At 67.2% G+C, this 17875-nt stretch carries 19 protein-coding genes; 5 read left to right on the top strand and 14 right to left on the bottom strand.

Annotation, left to right across the window (positions count from 1 at the left end; genetic code table 11):
• Both ACS5PN_RS14355 and ACS5PN_RS14350 read right to left on the bottom strand, forming a co-directional pair.
• Nucleotides 1-930: an arabinan endo-1,5-alpha-L-arabinosidase gene (locus ACS5PN_RS14355; RefSeq protein WP_439464646.1), complete on the bottom strand. Its 930-nt coding sequence runs from the start codon at nucleotides 928-930 to the stop codon at nucleotides 1-3.
• Nucleotides 930-1868, bottom strand: a complete 939-nt coding sequence (locus ACS5PN_RS14350) for a dihydrodipicolinate synthase family protein (RefSeq protein ID WP_439464645.1) — start codon at nucleotides 1866-1868, stop codon at nucleotides 930-932. Before ACS5PN_RS14350 ends, ACS5PN_RS14355 begins: the two co-directional genes overlap by 1 nt.
• A 224-nt stretch (nucleotides 1869-2092) precedes the next feature.
• Here ACS5PN_RS14350 and ACS5PN_RS14345 point away from each other — a divergent pair, with 224 nt between their 5' ends.
• From ACS5PN_RS14345 to ACS5PN_RS14330, 4 genes are read left to right on the top strand one after another with little or no spacing between them, the layout of a single operon-like run.
• Complete coding sequence (locus ACS5PN_RS14345) at nucleotides 2093-2860, top strand: SDR family NAD(P)-dependent oxidoreductase (protein WP_439464644.1); 768 nt, start codon at nucleotides 2093-2095, stop codon at nucleotides 2858-2860.
• A 2-nt stretch (nucleotides 2861-2862) separates the two neighbouring features.
• The gene (locus ACS5PN_RS14340) at nucleotides 2863-3924 is read left to right on the top strand and encodes an aldose epimerase family protein (RefSeq protein ID WP_439464643.1); all 1062 of its coding nucleotides are present in this window, start codon (nucleotides 2863-2865) and stop codon (nucleotides 3922-3924) included.
• A 13-nt stretch (nucleotides 3925-3937) separates the two neighbouring features.
• Nucleotides 3938-4423 carry an acyl-CoA thioesterase gene (locus ACS5PN_RS14335; RefSeq protein ID WP_439464642.1) on the top strand — a complete coding sequence of 162 codons (486 nt, stop codon included), beginning with the start codon at nucleotides 3938-3940 and terminating at the stop codon, nucleotides 4421-4423.
• The gene (locus ACS5PN_RS14330) at nucleotides 4410-5333 is read left to right on the top strand and encodes an SMP-30/gluconolactonase/LRE family protein (RefSeq protein ID WP_439464641.1); all 924 of its coding nucleotides are present in this window, start codon (nucleotides 4410-4412) and stop codon (nucleotides 5331-5333) included. The genes ACS5PN_RS14335 and ACS5PN_RS14330 overlap by 14 nt, the downstream gene beginning before the upstream one ends.
• On the opposite strand, the gene ACS5PN_RS14325 is transcribed toward ACS5PN_RS14330, so the two are convergent.
• The 7 genes from ACS5PN_RS14325 to rpmH all read right to left on the bottom strand — a co-directional run bounded on the left by ACS5PN_RS14325 (nucleotide 5320) and on the right by rpmH (nucleotide 11227).
• Nucleotides 5320-6609 (bottom strand): ectonucleotide pyrophosphatase/phosphodiesterase, encoded by a 1290-nt coding sequence (locus ACS5PN_RS14325; protein WP_439464640.1) that lies wholly within the window; start codon nucleotides 6607-6609, stop codon nucleotides 5320-5322. The two genes, ACS5PN_RS14330 and ACS5PN_RS14325, sit on opposite strands and share 14 nt — an antisense overlap.
• A 101-nt stretch (nucleotides 6610-6710) precedes the next feature.
• Nucleotides 6711-6893 carry a hypothetical protein gene (locus tag ACS5PN_RS14320; RefSeq protein ID WP_439464639.1) on the bottom strand — a complete coding sequence of 61 codons (183 nt, stop codon included), beginning with the start codon at nucleotides 6891-6893 and terminating at the stop codon, nucleotides 6711-6713.
• Between the two features lie 75 nt (nucleotides 6894-6968).
• Complete coding sequence (gene mnmE / locus ACS5PN_RS14315) at nucleotides 6969-8333, bottom strand: tRNA uridine-5-carboxymethylaminomethyl(34) synthesis GTPase MnmE (RefSeq protein ID WP_439464638.1); 1365 nt, start codon at nucleotides 8331-8333, stop codon at nucleotides 6969-6971.
• Nucleotides 8334-8544: 211 nt separating this feature from the next.
• The gene (yidC, locus tag ACS5PN_RS14310; protein ID WP_439464637.1) at nucleotides 8545-10257 is read right to left on the bottom strand and encodes a membrane protein insertase YidC; all 1713 of its coding nucleotides are present in this window, start codon (nucleotides 10255-10257) and stop codon (nucleotides 8545-8547) included.
• Entirely contained in the window at nucleotides 10254-10556 is a 303-nt protein-coding gene (gene yidD, locus ACS5PN_RS14305) for a membrane protein insertion efficiency factor YidD (protein ID WP_439464636.1), read from the bottom strand. The genes yidC and yidD overlap by 4 nt, the downstream gene beginning before the upstream one ends.
• Nucleotides 10553-11047 carry a ribonuclease P protein component gene (locus ACS5PN_RS14300; protein WP_439464635.1) on the bottom strand — a complete coding sequence of 165 codons (495 nt, stop codon included), beginning with the start codon at nucleotides 11045-11047 and terminating at the stop codon, nucleotides 10553-10555. Before ACS5PN_RS14300 ends, yidD begins: the two co-directional genes overlap by 4 nt.
• Before the next feature lie 45 nt (nucleotides 11048-11092).
• Nucleotides 11093-11227: a 50S ribosomal protein L34 gene (gene rpmH, locus ACS5PN_RS14295; RefSeq protein ID WP_054021782.1), complete on the bottom strand. Its 135-nt coding sequence runs from the start codon at nucleotides 11225-11227 to the stop codon at nucleotides 11093-11095.
• A 333-nt stretch (nucleotides 11228-11560) separates the two neighbouring features.
• Here rpmH and dnaA point away from each other — a divergent pair, with 333 nt between their 5' ends.
• Nucleotides 11561-13006: a chromosomal replication initiator protein DnaA gene (dnaA, locus tag ACS5PN_RS14290; protein WP_439464634.1), complete on the top strand. Its 1446-nt coding sequence runs from the start codon at nucleotides 11561-11563 to the stop codon at nucleotides 13004-13006.
• A gap of 23 nt (nucleotides 13007-13029) precedes the next feature.
• On the opposite strand, the gene ACS5PN_RS14285 is transcribed toward dnaA, so the two are convergent.
• From ACS5PN_RS14285 to ACS5PN_RS14265, 5 genes are read right to left on the bottom strand one after another with little or no spacing between them, the layout of a single operon-like run.
• A complete protein-coding gene (locus ACS5PN_RS14285; RefSeq protein ID WP_439464633.1) occupies nucleotides 13030-13332 on the bottom strand; it encodes a hypothetical protein in 303 nt (100 codons plus the stop codon).
• 24 nt (nucleotides 13333-13356) lie between these two features.
• Nucleotides 13357-14334 (bottom strand): galactofuranose ABC transporter, permease protein YjfF, encoded by a 978-nt coding sequence (gene yjfF / locus ACS5PN_RS14280; RefSeq protein WP_439464632.1) that lies wholly within the window; start codon nucleotides 14332-14334, stop codon nucleotides 13357-13359.
• A complete protein-coding gene (locus tag ACS5PN_RS14275) occupies nucleotides 14331-15323 on the bottom strand; it encodes an ABC transporter permease (RefSeq protein WP_439464631.1) in 993 nt (330 codons plus the stop codon). The genes yjfF and ACS5PN_RS14275 overlap by 4 nt, the downstream gene beginning before the upstream one ends.
• 17 nt (nucleotides 15324-15340) lie before the next feature.
• Nucleotides 15341-16900, bottom strand: coding sequence for a sugar ABC transporter ATP-binding protein (locus ACS5PN_RS14270; protein WP_439464630.1), 1560 nt, complete (start codon nucleotides 16898-16900; stop codon nucleotides 15341-15343).
• Nucleotides 16863-17813, bottom strand: a complete 951-nt coding sequence (locus ACS5PN_RS14265; protein WP_439464629.1) for an ABC transporter substrate-binding protein — start codon at nucleotides 17811-17813, stop codon at nucleotides 16863-16865. The genes ACS5PN_RS14270 and ACS5PN_RS14265 overlap by 38 nt, the downstream gene beginning before the upstream one ends.
• Nucleotides 17814-17875: the final 62 nt, after the last annotated feature.

The raw sequence follows: 17875 nt of genomic DNA, 5'->3' as shown, positions 1-17875 counted from the left end.
TCAATCTTCTTGTGAGGGAATCACAGGCCAGCCATCGTCGGACCAGCTCAGGCGCTTGATGCGCAGATGCGGCTTGCCGCCGCGTTCACTGTCGTAGGCGTGATGAACGAGCCAATCACCCACCACGTCCTGGTGGCCGGGGCCTTTCCAGCGCGTGCCGCCCGATAGCAGCGGCGTACCGCCAGCGTCCATCATGTCCTTGCCGTCGCGGTCGAGGTAGGGACCTTGGACGCTGCGGGCGCGGCCGACGCGGATGTTGTAGCTGCTGGCGGCGCCGCGGCAGCAGAGGTCGTAGGAGGCGAAGAGATAGACCCAGTCGCCACGACGAGCAATCGTCGGTGCCTCGATGCCGCCCTTGCGGCTGGCGATGAACTTCGTCTCGCCAGTGGGCCGCAATGTGTCGGCGCTCAGCTCGGTCAAGCGGATGCCGCCCCAGAAGGAGCCGTAGCTCAGCCACAGCTTGCCGTCGGTGTCGGCGAAGAGGTCGGGGTCGATGGCATTGAAGTTGTCTTCCGCGCGACTCTGCACCACCAGGCCCTCATCACGCCACTCAGCGCCGTCCGCCTTGTCGCTGCTGACCAGGCCGATGGCCGAGCGGTTCTTGCCGAAGGTGGAGATGGAGTACAGCGCCCAGATGCGGCCGCGATGCGCGAACAGCTTGGGCGCCCAGACATCCAGGCCCTTGTGTTCGGGCACGGCATCAAGCCACCAGGCGGGCGGCTCGCTGAACACAGGCGCGAGACGACGCCAGGTCTTGCCGGCGTCGGTGGACTCCAGCCGCTGCAGACCCTTGCCCGTCGTGAAGACGAACCAGCGCTCGCCCTGGATCAGCAGCGTGGGGTCATGCGCGCTGGTATCGCCCTGCGGCTCCATGGCGCAGGCAGAAGCGGCCAAGCACAGCGCGAGCAACGCTGCGAACAGCGCGCGCATCACTTGCCCCAGCGGAGAACCAGGGGATCGAGTCGCTTGGCCGCGTCCAGCAGGCCGGCGCGCGTCTCGGGGCTCATCTCGGGGAAGGGGTGGCGTGGCGCGTCGCTCTCGATGACGCCGCCGGCCTTCATCAGCGCCTTGGCCGTCAGGATGCCGCCCTGGCGGTTCTCGTAGTTGATCAGCGGCAGCCAGCGGCCGTACTGCACCACGGCTTCCTCGCGGTCGCCGGCGTGGAAGGCATCGAAGATCTTGCGGATGCCGTCCGGGAAGCCGCCGCCTGTCATGGCGCCGGTGGCGCCGGCATCCAGGTCGGCCAGCAGCGTGATGGCTTCTTCGCCGTCCCACGGGCCTTCGATGGCGGCACCGCCGACGCGGATCAGCTCGCGCATCTTGGCTGCGGCCTGGGGCATCTCCAGCTTGAAATACTTCACGTTGGCGATGTTGGCCGCCATGCGCGCCAGGAAGGGCACCGACAGCGGCGTACCGGCCACCGGGGCGTCCTGGATCATGATGGGAATCGAGATCGCGTCGGACAGGCGCTGGTAGAAGCTCTCGATCTGGCCTTCGGATACGCGGAAGGTGGCGCCGTGGTACGGCGGCATGACCATGACCATGGCGGCACCTAGCGACTGCGCGAATTGGCTGCGCTCGATGCAGATCTGTGTCGAGTAATGCGTCGTCGTGACGATGACGGGCACGCGGCCGGCCACATGCTCGAGGATGGCACGCGTCAGGGTCTCGCGTTCGGCATCAGCCAGCACGAACTGCTCGGAGAAGTTCGCGAGGATGCACAGGCCGGTGGAGCCGGCGTCGATCATGAAGTCGACGCAGCGCAACTGGCCGGGGAGGTCCAGCGTGCCGTCGGCGTGGAAGATGGTCGGGACGACGGGGAAGACGCCGCGGTACGGTCGCGTAGGGCGGGTGGTGGAGGCGCTCATGATGGGGCCCTTGTCTCTGGAAGTTTGGAATGCGCGCACCGTCGGGCGGTGGGCGGCCAGCTGTCATCGCCGGCAATGGTCCGCATTAAAGTATGACTATTTAGGCGAGTTGATTGGGGTTAACCCGAAATTTGTTGGCTTTGCAAACAAAAAAGTATGACTAATAATTCGATCAATGCCAGGCCAAAGCAGCCGGGCGACTGCTTTGCTTCGGAGACAGTTCGATGAGTTCCTATGCCCTCTACCCCAGCCTGCAGGACCGGGCCGTCCTGATCACCGGGGGCGCCACCGGCATCGGCGAAACGCTGGTCGAGGCCTTTGCCGCTCAAGGGGCCAAGGTGGCCTTCATCGATCTGGCGGCCGAGGAGGGGAAGGCGTTGGCGGCGCGCCTGGCTGCGACGTCGCGCCACGCACCTCAGTTCATGGCAGCGGACCTGTCCCAGGTCGAATCCCTGCGCGCTGCCATTGCGGCCCTGCGCGAGCGCACCGGGCCGTTCACCGTGCTGCTGAACAACGCCGCCAACGACAAGCGGCATGCGGTGGAAGACACCACGCCGGAGTTCTGGGACGCCAGCGTCGCCGTCAACATCAAGCACCAGTTCTTCACCGCCCAGGCTGTGCTGCCGGACATGAAGGCTGCCGGCTTTGGTTCCATCATCAACTTCGGCTCCATCAGCTGGATGCTCAAGCAGGGTGGCATGCCGGCCTACACCGCCAGCAAGGCCGCGGCCCAGGGGCTGACGCGCTGCCTGGCGCGCGACTTCGGACCGTACAAGATCCGCGTCAACACGCTGGTGCCGGGCTGGGTCATGACCGAGAAGCAATTGAAGCTCTGGGTCACCGAGGAGACCAAGCAGGAGATCGCCAAGGGTCAGTGCATCAACGAGCCGCTGATGCCTGATCACATCGCACGCATGGCACTGTTCCTCGCGGCCGATGACAGCGCCATGTGCACGGCGCAAGACTTCATCGTTGACGGCGGTTGGGTCTGAGCATGCAGTGCGTCGAGTACGGGCGTCTGCCCGACGGCCGTGTCGTCCATGAGTACACGCTGGGCAATGGCCTCGGACTGAAGCTGAGCGCCATCACACTGGGCGGCATCGTCACCGGCCTGTGGGTGCCGGATGCCCAAGGCCAGAGCGGCAATGTCGTGCTGGGCTTCGACAACCTCGACGACTACGTCCACCGCAACCCGTCCTTCGGCATCATCGTCGGCCGCTACGGCAACCGCATTGCCCACGCCGGCTTCGAGTTGGACGGTGAGACTTACCCGCTGGCCCGCAACGACGGGCCGAATTGCCTGCATGGCGGCACCGAAGGCTTCGGCCATCGGCTGTGGACGGCCGAGCCTGTGGAGCCCTGCGCCGGTGAAGCCGCTGCGCTGCTGTTCAGCTACACCAGCCCGCATGGCGAGCAAGGCTTCCCCGGTGAGCTCAAGGTCAGTGTGCGCTACGCCGTCAGCGCGACCGAGAACAGTTGGCGCATCGGCTACGAGGCCACGACCGACCGCGCCACCGTCGTCAACCTGACCCATCACGACTACTTCAACCTCGCCGGCGACGGCAGCGTGCTGCGCCATCGCCTCACCATCCCGGCGTCCCGCTACAGCGAGGTCGACGAGCACCTGATCCCACAGCGCCACGCATCGGTCGAAGGCACGCCCTTCGACTTCCGCCAGCCCACCGCCATCGTCGCCCGCATCCGCAAGGCCCATCCGCAGCTGCTCGTCGCCAAGGGCTATGACCACAACTTCCTGCTCGACGGCGAGCCGGACGCCGACGGCCTGCGCCTCGCCGCCACGCTGGACGATCCGCATTCCGGCCGCCGCATGCAGGTGCTGACCAGCGAACCCGCCATGCAGTTCTATTCCGGCAACTTCCTCGACGGCAGCCTGTGCGGGCCGAACGGCCGCATCTATCGCCAGGGCGACGGCCTGTGCCTGGAGACCCAGCACAACCCCGACTCACCGCATCACGAAGCCAGCGAGGACTGGCCTTCGACGGTGCTGAGGCCCGGGGAGACATGGCGCAGCACCACAATCCATCGCTTCTCCTGACGAGGATCGCGCCATGGACCTGCCCGCCCACCAACTGACGATGACGGTGCTGATGACACCGGACACGGCCAACTTCTCCGGCAACGTCCACGGCGGCAACATCCTCAAGCTGCTGGACCAGGTGGCCTATGCCTGCGCCAGCCGCTATGCCGGGCGCTATGTCGTCACGCTGTCCGTGGACCGCGTCATCTTTCGTCAGCCCATCCACGTGGGCGAGCTGGTCACCTTCCTGGCCAGCGTCAACATGACGGGCAGCTCGTCGATGGAAGTCGGCATCAAGGTCGTGGCAGAAAACATCCGCACCCAGGAAACCCGCCACGTGAACAGCTGCTATTTCACGATGGTGGCCGTCGGTGACGACAACAAGCCCGTGCCCGTGCCGCCGCTGCGACCCTTCACCCCCGAAGAGCGCCAGCGCCATGCCTCGGCAATAGCGCGCAAGCAGGCCCGCGCCGCTCTCGAATCCAAGTCCCCCGCCCGCCCCGATGAGCCAAGCTGAACATCCCTTTGCCCTCGCCCTTGCCCAACCCAACCGCCTGGGTGAAGGCATCCAGTGGCATGCCCCCAGCGGCCGCTGGTGGTGGACCGACATCGAGGGCTCCTGCATCCACGCCTGGACACCCGGCGCGAGCGAGACGCTGCAGGTACGCCTGCCCGAGCGCGTCGGCAGCTTTGTGCACGGCCGCTCGGGCGCCCTCATCCTCGCCATGGCCAAGCGCCTGGCGCGGCTGACCCTGCCCGACCTGCAGGCCACCGGCAGCGTCGCCGCCGAGCCCGAGACGATCACGCCGCTCGAGGCCCATCTGCCCACCACGCGGGCCAACGACGGCCGCTGTGATCGCAGCGGCAACTTCGTCTTCGGCACGCTGGACGAAGCCCACCCGCGCCAGCGCATCGGCAGCTTCTACCAATACTCGCTGGCCCACGGCCTGCGCCGGCTGGCGTTGGACGGCGTGGGCATCTCCAACAGCATCTGCTTCAGCCCCGATGGCCGGCGCATGCACTACTGCGACACGACCACCACCCGCATGATGGTCTGCGACTACGACGCAGCCAGCGCCCAGGTGAGCGAGCCGCGCCTGTTCGCCAAGAAGGAATACGACGACGACTGCTGGCCCGACGGCTCCACCATGGACGCCAAGGGCTGCTTGTGGAACGCCGAATGGGGCAATGCTGCCGTCGCGCGCTATGCACCGGACGGTCGATTGCTCGGGCGCTACTCTGTCCCGGTCAGCAATGTCACCTGTCCCGCCTTCGGCGGTCCGGCGGGCGACCAGATGCTGGTCACGACGGCGCGCGAGGGGCTCTCGACGGCCGACCTGATGGCCCGCCCGCTGTCGGGCAGCCTGTTCGGCATGAGCGTCGAGCCCGGCCTCTACCTGGCCGACGCCTTGTTCAACGACGACTGAACACGTCGCGGAAGACGGCGCCGTCGCCATCGACGCCGGTGGCCGCCGGCAGACCCATCAGCCGGCGCAGCAGCGGGTAGACCTCGACGTTGTCGAAGCCTGGCAGCACCCGGCCCCCGGTGAAGGCGGGGCCGGTCGCGATGAACAGCGAGTTCATCTCCGGCGCCATGTGGTCGTAGCCATGGTTGCCGCCGGTGGCGGCCTTGCGCGGCGGGGCGGCCAGCACCAGCCAGCCCGGCTGGGCGAGGCACAGGATCGGCGGAATGCGCGGGTTCGAACCGTAATGGAAGCGCGCCGGGATGTCGGCTTTGCGCCAGCACTGCATGTGCTCGTGAGGGACGAGCAAGGCCTTCTCGACCTGCGCTTCCATGCCGGGCAGCGGAGCGAGGCTGGCGAAGGTGCCGGTCTCGACCAAATGGTAAAGCTTGGGGTCGACCAGCCTGTCCAGCGCGATCGTGCGTTCGCTGCTGGTGGCGGCCATGCCGTGGTCTGCCACGATGACGAGATTGGCCGGTTGGGCCATTTGCTTCAGGCCGGCCAGCAGCGCGCGGATCGCACCGTCGACCTGGGCCACGGCCCGCGTGGTTTCCGCGCTGTCCGGACCGTAGTCATGGCCGGCCGTGTCGACCTTCTCGAAGTACACCGTCACGAACTTCGGGCGGATCTCGGCGGGCCGGCGCAGCCAGTCCAGCACCGTGTTGACGCGCTGCACGTCGGTGATGGCCTGGTGGTATTGCATCCAGTCCGAGGGGCGCGTGCCCTCGACCTGCTTGTGGCCGTCGACGTCTTCCATGCCGCCGATGGCGACGTTGGCGCCCGGCCAGAACATGACGGCGGTGCGCACGCCGGCCTTCTCCGCATCCACCCAGATGGGCGGTGCGGCGTTCCACCACCAGGGGTCGTCCGTGGACATCGTGAAGGGCGCCTTGCGCTCGGGCGACTCCATCCGGTTGCCGACGATGCCGTGGCGATCCGGGCGCAGGCCCGTCACCAGCGTCCAGTGGTTGGGGAAGGTCTTGGTCGGAAAGGAGGGGTGCATGACGCCCGAGACGCCATCGGCTGCCAGCTGCGACAGCGTGGGACTCACGCCGCGTCGCAGGTAGTCCTCGCGGAAGCCGTCGATGGACACGAGGATGGTCACGGGCTGGCGCGACTCGGTGGCGGTCGGCGCCGGGGTGGCACAGCCGGTCAGGCCCAGCACGATGGCAGCCAGCAGGCCTGCGACGGTGGTGGCTGCGCCGAGCAAGGACCGGGCGTCTCGAGAAGGTGTCAGCATGAGGGACGCTGAAGAAAAACCGTCCTTCACTTTAGCCTCGGTCGTGCCGGCTGCCGTCCGCTTCGCCCCCTGAAATCGGCGCCTCGGGTGCCGGGCGCGGCCTAGCGCTGACCGGGCTTGCGCACCCAGGCGTCCATCCAGTCCGATCCGGACAGCACGCGCCGCGAGCGCCACATCTCGTCGCGCGGCTGCGGGCTGGCGGGCGTTGCGGGCCGGGTCTGGGTTGCCGGCTGGCGGGGCTCGATCGCGGTGGCGATGAAGCTGAAGTGTTGAAGGCGTCGCATGCGACCTCCTCGGGCATCGAGACAACACCACCGTAAGCAGTGGCGCGTCAGGAACGCATAAGGAGGCCTGGCGGATTACTTGCCGATGCAAAAACTGCTGAAGATGACGCCCAGCAGCTCGTCCGCCGAGAAGGCGCCGGTGATTTCTCCCAGGGCGTCGTGGGCCAGGCGCAGCTCCTCGGCCAGCAGGTCCAGGGCCGCGTCGCGCTGCTCGGCGATGGCGCGGGCCTGCTCCAGATGCTCGGCGGTGCGGGCCAGGGCCTGCACATGGCGCTCGCGGGCGATGAAGAGGCCTTCGGGCACGGCCTGCCAGCCGGCGGTCTGCAGCAGGCGCTGGCGCAGCGCTTCGAGTCCGTCGCCGGTCTTCAGGCTCAGCGCGATCTCGCCGGCCGGGGCAGCAGCGAGGTCGGCCTTGTTGAAGACCTGCACGATGCGGCTTGCATCCACGAGGCCCAAGCGCGCGCGGATGCGCTCGTCCTCGGCCTCGTAGTCGGCCTGGCCGACGCGGCCCAGGTCGTGCAGGAAGAGCACGACGTCGGCATCGGCGATCGCATCCCAGGAACGCGACACGCCGATGCGCTCGACCTCGTCGGCGGTCTCGTCACGCAAGCCGGCGGTGTCGGTGATGTGCAGGGGCACGCCTTCGATCTGGATGGTCTGGCTGACCTTGTCGCGCGTCGTGCCGGGAATGGGCGTGACGATGGCCAGTTCGGCGCCGGCCAGCGCATTCAGCAGCGAACTCTTGCCGACGTTGGGTTGGCCGGCGAGCACGACCTTGAGGCCGTCGCGCAGCAGCGCCCCCTGGCGCGTGCGGGCCTGCACGGCACCCAGCTGCGCAGTCAGGCGATCGAGCCGGCCAAAGGCATCGGCCTTTTCGAGGAAGTCGATCTCCTCCTCTGGAAAGTCCAGCGTCGCTTCGACCAGCATGCGCAGCTGAATGAGCTGGTCGCGCAGCACGCCGACCTCGTGCGACAGCGCGCCGCCCAGGGCCCGGCTGGCGCTGCGCGCAGCGGCTTCGGTGCTGGCGTCGATGAGGTCGGCCACGGCCTCGGCCTGGGCCAGGTCGAGCTTGCCGTTCAGGAAGGCGCGCTGCGTGAACTCGCCCGGCTCGGCCAACCGCAGGTTGGCGCCAGCCTCGATGACGCGGGCCAGCAGCAATTGCATGACGACGGCGCCGCCATGCGCTTGGAGTTCGAGCACATGCTCGCCCGTGTAGGAATGCGGTGCCGGAAAGTGCAGGGCCAGACCCTGGTCGATGGCCGCACCGTTGGCGTCACGGAAAGGCAGATAGCTCGCCTCGCGCGGTTTCAGCGCACGACCACAAAGGGCTTGGATCAGCGGGGCCAGGTCTTGCGGCGACGACACGCGCACGATACCGACGGCGCCTCGCCCCGGAGCGGTGGCGATGGCGGCGATGGGGTCGGCGTGTCGGGCGAGCATGGGTTCGATTGTCGCGGCCCAGAAAGGAAAACAGCCGCCGTCACTGGATGTGAAGGCGGCTGCTTTCAGGTGTTGGCGCGGGGGAGGCTCGGTTCGAGTGCTCTCGTGAGACTCGTCCGAGCCGGTGTTCTCTGCCCCGCGTAGCTATTGAACTGCTGGCGGCGCCAAGAAAAAAGCCCCCGCGTGCGGGGGCTCATTCAGGGGGTGTGAATCAGTTCACGCCCAACCGTTTGTTGATGATCCACTGCTGGGCAATGGACAGGATGTTGTTCGTCAGCCAGTACAGCACCAGGCCGGACGGGAACACGAAGAACATGATGCCGAAGGCGACGGGCATGATCCACATCATCTTCTGCTGCATCGGGTCCTGGGCCGGCGGATTGAGCCAGACCTGGAACAGGCTGGACGCCATCATCAGCAGCGGCAGGATGAAGTAGGGGTCGCGCACCGACAGGTCGGTGATCCACAGCATCCACGGCGCCTGGCGCATCTCGACGGTGGACAGCAGCACCCAGTACAGGGCCATGAAGATGGGCATCTGCGCAAAGATGGGCAGGCAACCGCCGATGGGGTTGACCTTCTCCTCGCGGTAGATCTTCATCATCTCCTGCTGCATTTCCTGCGGCTTGTCCTTGTAGCGCTCCTTCATCTCATTGATGCGGGGCGCCAGGGCCTTCATCTTGGCCATGGACTTGTAGGCGCTGGCATTCAGGCTGTACAGCGCCATCTTCAGCAGCAGCACCAGGGCGACGATGGTCCAACCCCAGTTGCCGATGAAGCCATGCAGCTTGTCGAGCAGCCAGAACAGCGGCTCGGCCAGGATGGTCAACATGCCGTAGTCCTTGACGCGCTCCAGGCCGGGGGCGAGGGCGGAGAGCTTGTTCTCTTCCTGCGGGCCGGCGAACAGCGTGGCCTGCTGGGTGACGCTCTTGTCAGGGTCGATCGTCGGCAGGGTGAAGACCATGCCGGCGGCGTAGGTGTCAGCGCGCACGCCGACCTGGCCGAGCTCCTTCTGGACGAAGAAGTCGCGCTTGCCCTGCTGGTTCACCAGCCAGGCGCTGGCGAAATAGTGCTGCACCATCGACACCCAGCCGTCATCGGCCTGCTTGGTGATGTCGACCTTGCCCTTGTCGATGTCCTCGAACTTGAGCGTCTTGAACTTGGTGCCGCTGTTGTAGACGGCCGGGCCGGTGAAGCTGGGCGTGAAGGCGGCGCCACCGGTCACGGTGCTGCCGTCGCGCACGAGCTGCAGGTACAGGCGCGGCGTCAACGGGACGCCGCTGACGTTGATGACCTCGTGGGTGACGTCCACGGTGTAGACGCCACGACGGAAAGTCAGCGTCTTGACGATCTTGAGACCGTCCACCGCCGGCGACTCCAGCTTGAGCTGCAGCGATTCCTGGCCGTCCTTGAGCTGACGGTCACCGGCCACGGCCACATAGGCACGTGCCGGCAGACGCGTGCCCTGGTCGCTGATGAGACCGGTCTGGGCGCGGTAGTGCTGGGCGGCGTTGAAGAGGACGATGGGCTGGGGTGTGAACTCCGGCTTCTTCTGCAGATGCACCATCTGCAGCAGCTGGTCGGTCACCGTCGGGTCATAGGAGGTCAGATAGCTCGGCAGCTCGGCGCGGACGATGTCGCCGCCCAGCGTGTCCACCGTGACCGCCAGCACGTCGGTGCGGATGGTGATCTGCTCCGACGGGGCTGCAGCCGGAGCGGCGGCCGTCGCCGACGGGGCTTGACCCGCTGCACCTGCTGCCTCTGGCGCGCCGCCCGGAGCGGGCGTGGCCGGCGCCGCCGACACGGTCTTGGGCGTCGGGCTGAACATCGAGGGATGCCCGTTGTGCTTTTGCCAGCCGTCCCAGAGCAGGACGAGGGACATCGTGAACACCACCCACAGCACGGTGCGGCGAATATCAGTCATGGAAGGGACTCGGGAGAGGAGGACGGCGCGCGGGGCACCGGGGACGTCAGGCGGGAAAACAGGCGCGGCGCATTGTCAGGCACGGGGTCGTGCCCGCCGGCGCAGAGCGGATGGCAGCGCAGGATGCGGTGCACGGTCAGATAGCTGCCTGCCAGGGCGCCGTGCTTTTCGAGTGCCGCCAGCGAGTAGCGCGAGCAGGTCGGCTCGAAACGGCAGGCATTGCCCAGCCAGGGGCTGAGCATCAGACGATAGCCGCGCACGATGGCCATCAGCGCGCGGGCCGGCCAACTCGGCGTCATACCTTCGGGGCCGGCTTGGGAGCCATGGCCTTGTCCAGCAGCTGGGCCAATTCGGCGCGGGCGGCCTGACGCAGGGCGTCGGATGCGGCGCTGGGGAACTTCTGGCGGTCAAAAGGCGAGCGCAAGCGGACGACCCACAAACCCGGCGGCATGCCGGGATGTTCGGCAAATGCGGCGCGGATCTGGCGCTTCAAGAGCTGGCGCGTCACGGAACGCTTGGCATGCCGCTTGGGAACGACGATGCCCACCCAGCAGCCCTCAACTTGAACTGAGGGCGCAGCGGGCGGGTCATGTTCCACAGGGTTGTGAACAGGCTGTGATTCGCCTGTTGATAACTCGGCTGAAGCTGTGCGTAACTTTGCGGCATGCCAGACGCTGGGCGCCGGATTGGCCGAAAGGTGGTGCAGCGCGAAATGCGCGCTGCGTGCCCGGCTCTGGCGGCCGAGCACACGCTCAAAGTCCACCGGGCGCTGCAGCTTGCCGATCATCATCGGTTGCCCGGAGGCTGACGACGCGAGAAAGCGTCGTCGCGCGGCTTAGACGGCCAGGCGCTTGCGGCCCTTGGCGCGGCGAGCGGCGATGACGGCACGGCCACCGCGGGTCTTCATACGCACGAGGAAGCCGTGGGTACGGGCGCGGCGGGTCTTGGAGGCTTGGTAGGTACGCTTCATGGGAGACCTCTTTTGAGGGTTTGTTCAGGCTGGGCGCAGCGGTTGGCACCCGGCGATGAGACCGGTGCCCACTGGTGGACCCCGGCTAAAAAGCGCATGGCGAACAAGTCGCAATGCGCGAAAACCCGGCATTACAGCAGAAGCCGCCGGCGCGGTCAATAAGTCGCGGGTCTCAAGCCGGGTTTGCCAGGGATTGACCTCCTTCGAAATTCTGTGGATAACCTCCGGTTTGGGTGGCCCCGGATCCGTACAATCCGACCGCTCGAGAACAAGTTTTCCACAATGAGCCTAGAAGAACAGAACGGGGCGGACGGGGTGCAGGTGACAGCGGGCATGAATTCGGCGGATTGGGCATCGGACCTGTGGCGGCGCGGCTGTGAGCGCCTGGCCACCGAGCTTCCCGAACAGCAGTTCAACACCTGGATCCGGCCGCTGCCACCGGCGACCGTGGCCGGCGAGAGCGCCGACGCCGCCAGCGCGCTGATCGCGACGCTGAAGGTCCCCAACCATTTCAAGCGCGACTGGATCCGTCGCCAGTACGCCGCCCGCATCGAAGCCATCCTGACCGAACTGGCCGGCCGCCCGACGCGGCTGGAGCTGGCCCTGGTCGCCCGCGAGCCTTCGGCAGCCGCCATCAGCCTGCCGGCCGGTCCGGCGCCCCAGCAGATGCCCATCCCGACGGTGGACGCAGGCATCGCCAGCCTGAAGCCTGCCGCGGCGCCCGTGGTCATGCTGCCTTCCCAGGCCCCGGCCGCCAGCAAGCACCGCATCAACCCGCAGCTCACCTTCGACACGCTGGTGCCCGGCCGCGCCAACCAGATGGCCCGCACGGCGGCCCTGCACGTGGCCGGCGCCCCCGGCATCACCTACAACCCGCTGTTCATCTACGGCGGCGTCGGCCTGGGCAAGACCCATCTGATCCACGCCGTCGGCAATGCGCTGCTGAAGGACAGGCCCGACGCCCGCGTGCTCTATCTGCACGCCGAGCAGTTCATCTCCGACGTCGTCAAGAACTACCAGCGCAAGACTTTCGACGAGCTCAAGGCCAAGTACCACTCCTTGGACCTGCTGCTCATCGACGATGTGCAGTTCTTCGCCGGCAAGGACCGCACCCAGGAAGAGTTCTTCAACGCCTTCGAGGCCCTGCTGGCCAAGAAGGCCCACATCATCATGACGTCGGACACCTACCCCAAGGGGCTGGTGGACATCGACGAGCGCCTGACCTCGCGCTTCGACGCCGGCCTGACCGTGGCCATCGAGCCGCCCGAGCTGGAGATGCGCGTTGCCATCCTGATCAAGAAGGCCGAGGCCGAGGGCCAGCCCATGCCCGAGGACGTGGCCTTCTTCGTCGCCAAGAACGTGCGTGCCAATGTGCGCGAGCTGGAAGGCGCCCTGCGCAAGGTGCTGGCCTATGCCAAGTTCTCGCACAAGGAAATCAGCATCACGCTCGCCCGCGAGGCGCTGAAGGACCTGCTGTCCATCCAGAACCGCCAGATCGGCGTGGAGAACATCCAGAAGACGGTGGCCGACTTCTACAAGATCAAGGTCGCCGACATGTACTCCAAGAAGCGCCCGGCCAGCATCGCCCGGCCGCGCCAGATCGCCATGTATCTGGCCAAGGAGCTGACGCAGAAGAGCCTGCCCGAGATCGGTGAACTCTTCGGCGGCCGCGACCACACCACCGTGCTGCACGCGGTGCGCAAGATCGGCGGCGAGCGCCAGAAGAACACCGAGCTCAACCAGCAGCTGCATGTGCTGGAGCAGACGCTGAAGGGTTAGGCCGGCGTCGCCGGGGCCGGCCTTCAGTCGTCGTCGACCTCCCCGTACACCGCCAGGAAGGCTTCGAGGAATGCGGGCGACGCGCTCAGCGTCAGCGCGACGGTCAGCCAGCCGCCCTCTTCCTGCTGCACGAGCAGCTCATGGTCCCAGGCGTGGCCGTCCTCGACGGGGCCGTGGCGGCTGGGAAAGTGGGCGTGGGCCCAGTCCAGCACCTGCTGGGCCTCGGCCAGCACGGCTTCGTGCTCGGCCTCGCGGGTCGAGGCCATGGCTTCCAGCGCGGCAATGCCGTCGTCGCCGTCGCTGAAGTCAAAGATCAGATAGCGCATGGCCGCAGGCTATCAAACGCGCGATCAGGCGGAGGCCTTCTTCAAAGACAACAGACGCTGCACGGCGCAGAAGACGAAGAGCAGGGCGCCGATGACGATCTTGGTCCACCAGGAACTCAGCGTGCCGTCGAAGGCGATCAGCGTCTGGATGAGGCCGAGCACCAGCACTCCTGACAACGCGCCGGCCACATAGCCATAACCGCCCGTCAGCACGGTGCCGCCGATGACGACGGCGGCAATCGCATCCAGCTCCACGCCCTGGGCGTGCTGGCCATAGCCGCTGAGCATGTAGAAGGCGAACAGCAGACCGGCCAGCGACGCGCAGAAGCCGCTCAGCGCGTAAACCGCGACCTTGGTGCGGCCGACGGCCAAGCCCATCATCAGGGCTGAGGCCTCGCTGCCGCCCATCGCATAGACGGTGCGGCCAAAGGCCGTGCAGTGCGCGATCCACAGGCCGGCGCCCAGCACGGCGATGGCGATCAGCGCACCGGGCGACAGAAAGGCGCCGGCGAAAGGACCGGGCAAAGGGATTTGCGTCTGCGACAGCGTGACGAACAGCGGCGCATCGATGGTGATGCTGTCCACGCTGATCAGAAAGCACAGGCCGCGCGCCAGGAACATGCCGGCCAGCGTGACGATGAAGGCCTGCAGCTTGAAAACGTGGATGATCAGGCCCTGCAGCGCCCCAAAGACCGCACCGCCCAGCAGTGCTGTCACGATGACCAGCTCCGCCGGCCAGTGCGCGACCTGCAACAGCCAGGCGGCGACCATGGTCGTCAACGCCAGCACCGATCCGACCGACAGATCGATGCCGCCCGACAGGATGACGAAGCTCATGCCGACGGCGATGACGAGCAGGAAGGCGTTGTCGATGAGCAGGTTGAGGACGACCTGCATGGAGCCGAAGCCCGTGTAGCTGCCGGCGCCGACGATGAAGAGCAGGGCCATCAGCGCAACGCTGACCCAGCTGGTGAAGGAGGGAGCGGCAAGCAGGCGCTTCATGCCTTCTTCCTCCACGTCGACCAGAAGGAAGACTGCGAGATGCAGACCGCGAACACCACGACCGCCTTGACGACCATGGTGACCTGGGGCGGCACACCCATCGCATAGATGGTGGACGTCAGCGTCTGGATGATCAACGCGCCGATGAGGCTGCCGGCCAGGCTGAACTTGCCACCGCTCAGCTGCCCGCCACCCAGCGTCACGGCCAGGATGGCGTCCAGCTCCAGCAGCAGGCCAGCGTTGTTGGCGTCGGCGCTCTTGATGTTGGACGAGATCATCAGCCCCGCCAGGCCCGCACCGAGGCTGCAGTAGACGTAGACGAAGAAGACGATGGCGGCGGTGCGCACGCCGGCAAGGCGCGCGGCGACGGGGTTGATGCCGACGGTCTGGATGAAGAGGCCGAGGGCCGTGCGCTTCATCAGCAGGGCTGTCAAGCCCGCGACCGTCGCGACGACGAACAACGACACCGGCAGGCCGAGCAGCCAGCCACCGCCCAGCCAGAAAAAGCTCGCCGGTTCGTAGACGGTGATGATCTGGCCGTCGGTCAGCAGCTGGGCCAGGCCGCGGCCGGCGACCATCAGGATCAGCGTCGCGATGATGGGCTGCAGGCCCAGGGCCGAGACGAGCAGGCCGTTCCACAGGCCGCACAGCAGGGCAGCGCCCAGGGCGGCGGCGAAGGCGATGGCCAGACCGTGCGACCCCACGAGCACACAGCCCACCGTGCCGGCAATGGCGACGACGGCGCCCACCGACACGTCGATGCCGCGCGTCGCGATGACCAGGGTCATGCCCAGGGCCGCGAGCATCAAGGGCGCCGCGCGGTGCAGGATGTCGACCAGGTTGCCGTAGAGATGGCCGTCCTTGATCTCGAGATGCAGGAAGCCCGGCACGAAGACGGCGGCGACGGCCAGCAGCAGGGCCAATGCGGCAAGAGGCCGCGCGAGCGGGTGGCGCCAGAGGGGCGCGGCAGGCGCACGAGGCGTAGGCATGGGGAGGGCGGCTTCTTTCATGCAGATTCTGCGGCGATGACCTCGAGCACGCTGCGCTCGTCCAGCTCGCCACGGCGGTAATCGCCGGTGGCGCGGCGGTCGCGCAGCACCACGACGCGGTCGCTGCAATGCAGGACTTCGGGCAGCTCGGAGGAGATGAACAGGACGGCCATGCCGGCCTCGCCGCTCTTGCCGACGGCCAGGGCGCGGACCTGGTCCATCAGGTCCTCCTTGGCGCGCACGTCGATGCCGCGTGTCGGCTCGTCGAGGATGAGGACGGCCGGCTTCGTCGCCAGCCAGCGCGCCAGCAAGGCCTTCTGCTGGTTGCCACCGGACAGTTGGCCGATCGTCGTGTCGGCGCTGGCCGTCTTGATGCCCAGGCGCTGGATGTAATCCTCAGCCAGGGCCTGCTGCTGCTCACGGCTCATGACGAGGCGCAGGCCGTGGCGGGCCTGGAGCGCCAGCAGGATGTTGTCGCGCACCGAGAGTTCGAGGATGGCGCCCTCGTGCTTGCGGTCCTCGGAGCAGAAGGCGACGCCGGCGGCGATGGCCTCACGCGGCGAATGCCAGCGGCGGGTCTGACCGTGCATGTCGACATGGCCGGCATCGGCCGCGTCGGCACCGAAGAGCAGGCGTGCGGCCTCGGTGCGGCCGGAGCCGAGCAGGCCGGCCAGGCCGACAACCTCGCCACGCCTGAGCTCCAGGTCCAGTGGGTGCAGCGCGCCGCGCCGACCCAAGCCTTCGGCCTTCAGCACAGGGGCACCGGTCTCCGTGGCGCGGCTGTCCAATCGGCTGGGCTGCTGGTCGGGCGGCGCGCCCACCATCTTGTTGACCAGGGCCAGGCGGCTCAGGTCGCTCGCCAGGTATTCGCCCTCGGTCTCGCCGTTGCGCATCACCGTGATGCGGTCGGCCAGGGCATAGGTCTGGTCCAGGAAGTGGGTGACGAAGAGGATGGCCAGGCCCTGGTCGCGCAGGCGGCGCAGCACGGTGAAGAGGCGCTGCACGGCCGCATCGTCCAGGCTGGACGTGGGCTCGTCGAGGATGAGGACGCGCGCCGAGATGCGCAGGGCGCGGGCGATGGCCACCATCTGCTGGACCGACAGCGAATAGCGCGACAGCGGGGCCGTCACGTCGATGTCGAGGTCCATCTGCGCCAGCACGCGCTTCGCTTCAGCGCGCACCGCGGCCCAGTCGATGCGGCCCCAGCGGCGCGGGAAGCGCCCGGCGCAGATGTTCTCCGCCACGCTGAGGTTGGGGCAGAGGTTGACCTCCTGGTAGACGGTGCGGATGCCGAGATCCTGTGCGTCTTCCGTGCGCTTGGGCGCGATGGCCTTGCCGTCCAGCGTGATGCTGCCGGCGTCGGGCTGATAGAGGCCCGTCAGCACCTTGATCAGCGTGGACTTGCCGGCGCCGTTCTGGCCCATCAGTGCGTGCACTTCGCCGGGGAAGAGGCGCAGGCTGACGTCGCTGAGCGCCTTCACACCGGGGAAGCCCTTGTGGATGCCGGCCAGCGCCAGCACCGGGGTACTGCTGGCCACTTCAGTATTTCCGGTTTGGCAATTCCTTGGCCGCGACATCGGCCGTGTAGACGCTCTCCGTCACCGTGATGCGCTTGTCCACCGGCTTCTTGGCGACGATGTCCTTGGCCAGCTGCATCAGCTGCGGGCCGAGCAAGGGGTTGCATTCGACGGTCACATTCAGCTTGCCGGCTTTCATCGCTTCGAAGGCGCCGCGAACGCCGTCGATGGAGACGATGGCAATGTCCTGGCCCGGCTTCAGGCCGGCTTCCTCGATGGCCTGGATGGCGCCGATGGCCATGTCGTCGTTGTGAGCGAACAGCACGTCGATCTTCTTGTCGCGCTGCTTCAGGAACGACTCCATGACCTCCTTGCCCTTGGCACGCGTGAACTCGCCGGACTGGGAGCGGATGATCTGCAGCTTGGCATTGGCCTTGATGACTTCCTCGAAGCCCTTCTTGCGGTCGATAGCCGGCGCCGAGCCCACGGTGCCCTGCAGCTCGACGATGTTCAGTGCGCCGCCCGGTGCCTTGGCGGCGCGCTCCACCACCCACCTGCCGGCCTTGCGACCTTCCTCGACGAAGTCCGAGCCGATGAAGGTGGCGTAGAGCGACGGGTCGGCGACCTTGACGGACCGGTCGGTCAGGATGACGGGGATGCCGGCGGCCTTGGCCTCCTTGAGCACCGTGTCCCAGCCGCTTTCCACGACGGGCGAGAAGGCGATGACGTCGACCTTCTGGGCGATATAGCTGCGGATGGCCTTGACTTGGTTCTCCTGCTTCTGCTGCGCGTCGGCGAACTTCAGCGTGATGCCGGCCTCCTTGGCCGCGGCCTTCACGGAGGCGGTGTTGGCCGTGCGCCATTCGCTCTCGGCACCCACCTGGGAGAAGCCCATGACCAGCGGCGCGGCAAACGCAGGGAGCGCGGGGGTCAGCAAAGCGGCGGCCAGCAGGCTGCGGCGCAGGATCTTCATGTCTGTCTCCGTATGGGTCGGTCTTGTGACGGCCATCGTAGAAAGGCGAGCGATGCGCGACC

Source organism: Roseateles sp. NT4 (assembly GCF_051857475.1).
In the GTDB taxonomy this organism is placed as follows: domain Bacteria; phylum Pseudomonadota; class Gammaproteobacteria; order Burkholderiales; family Burkholderiaceae_C; genus Pelomonas.
This window is presented reverse-complemented; position numbering and strand designations above follow the sequence as displayed.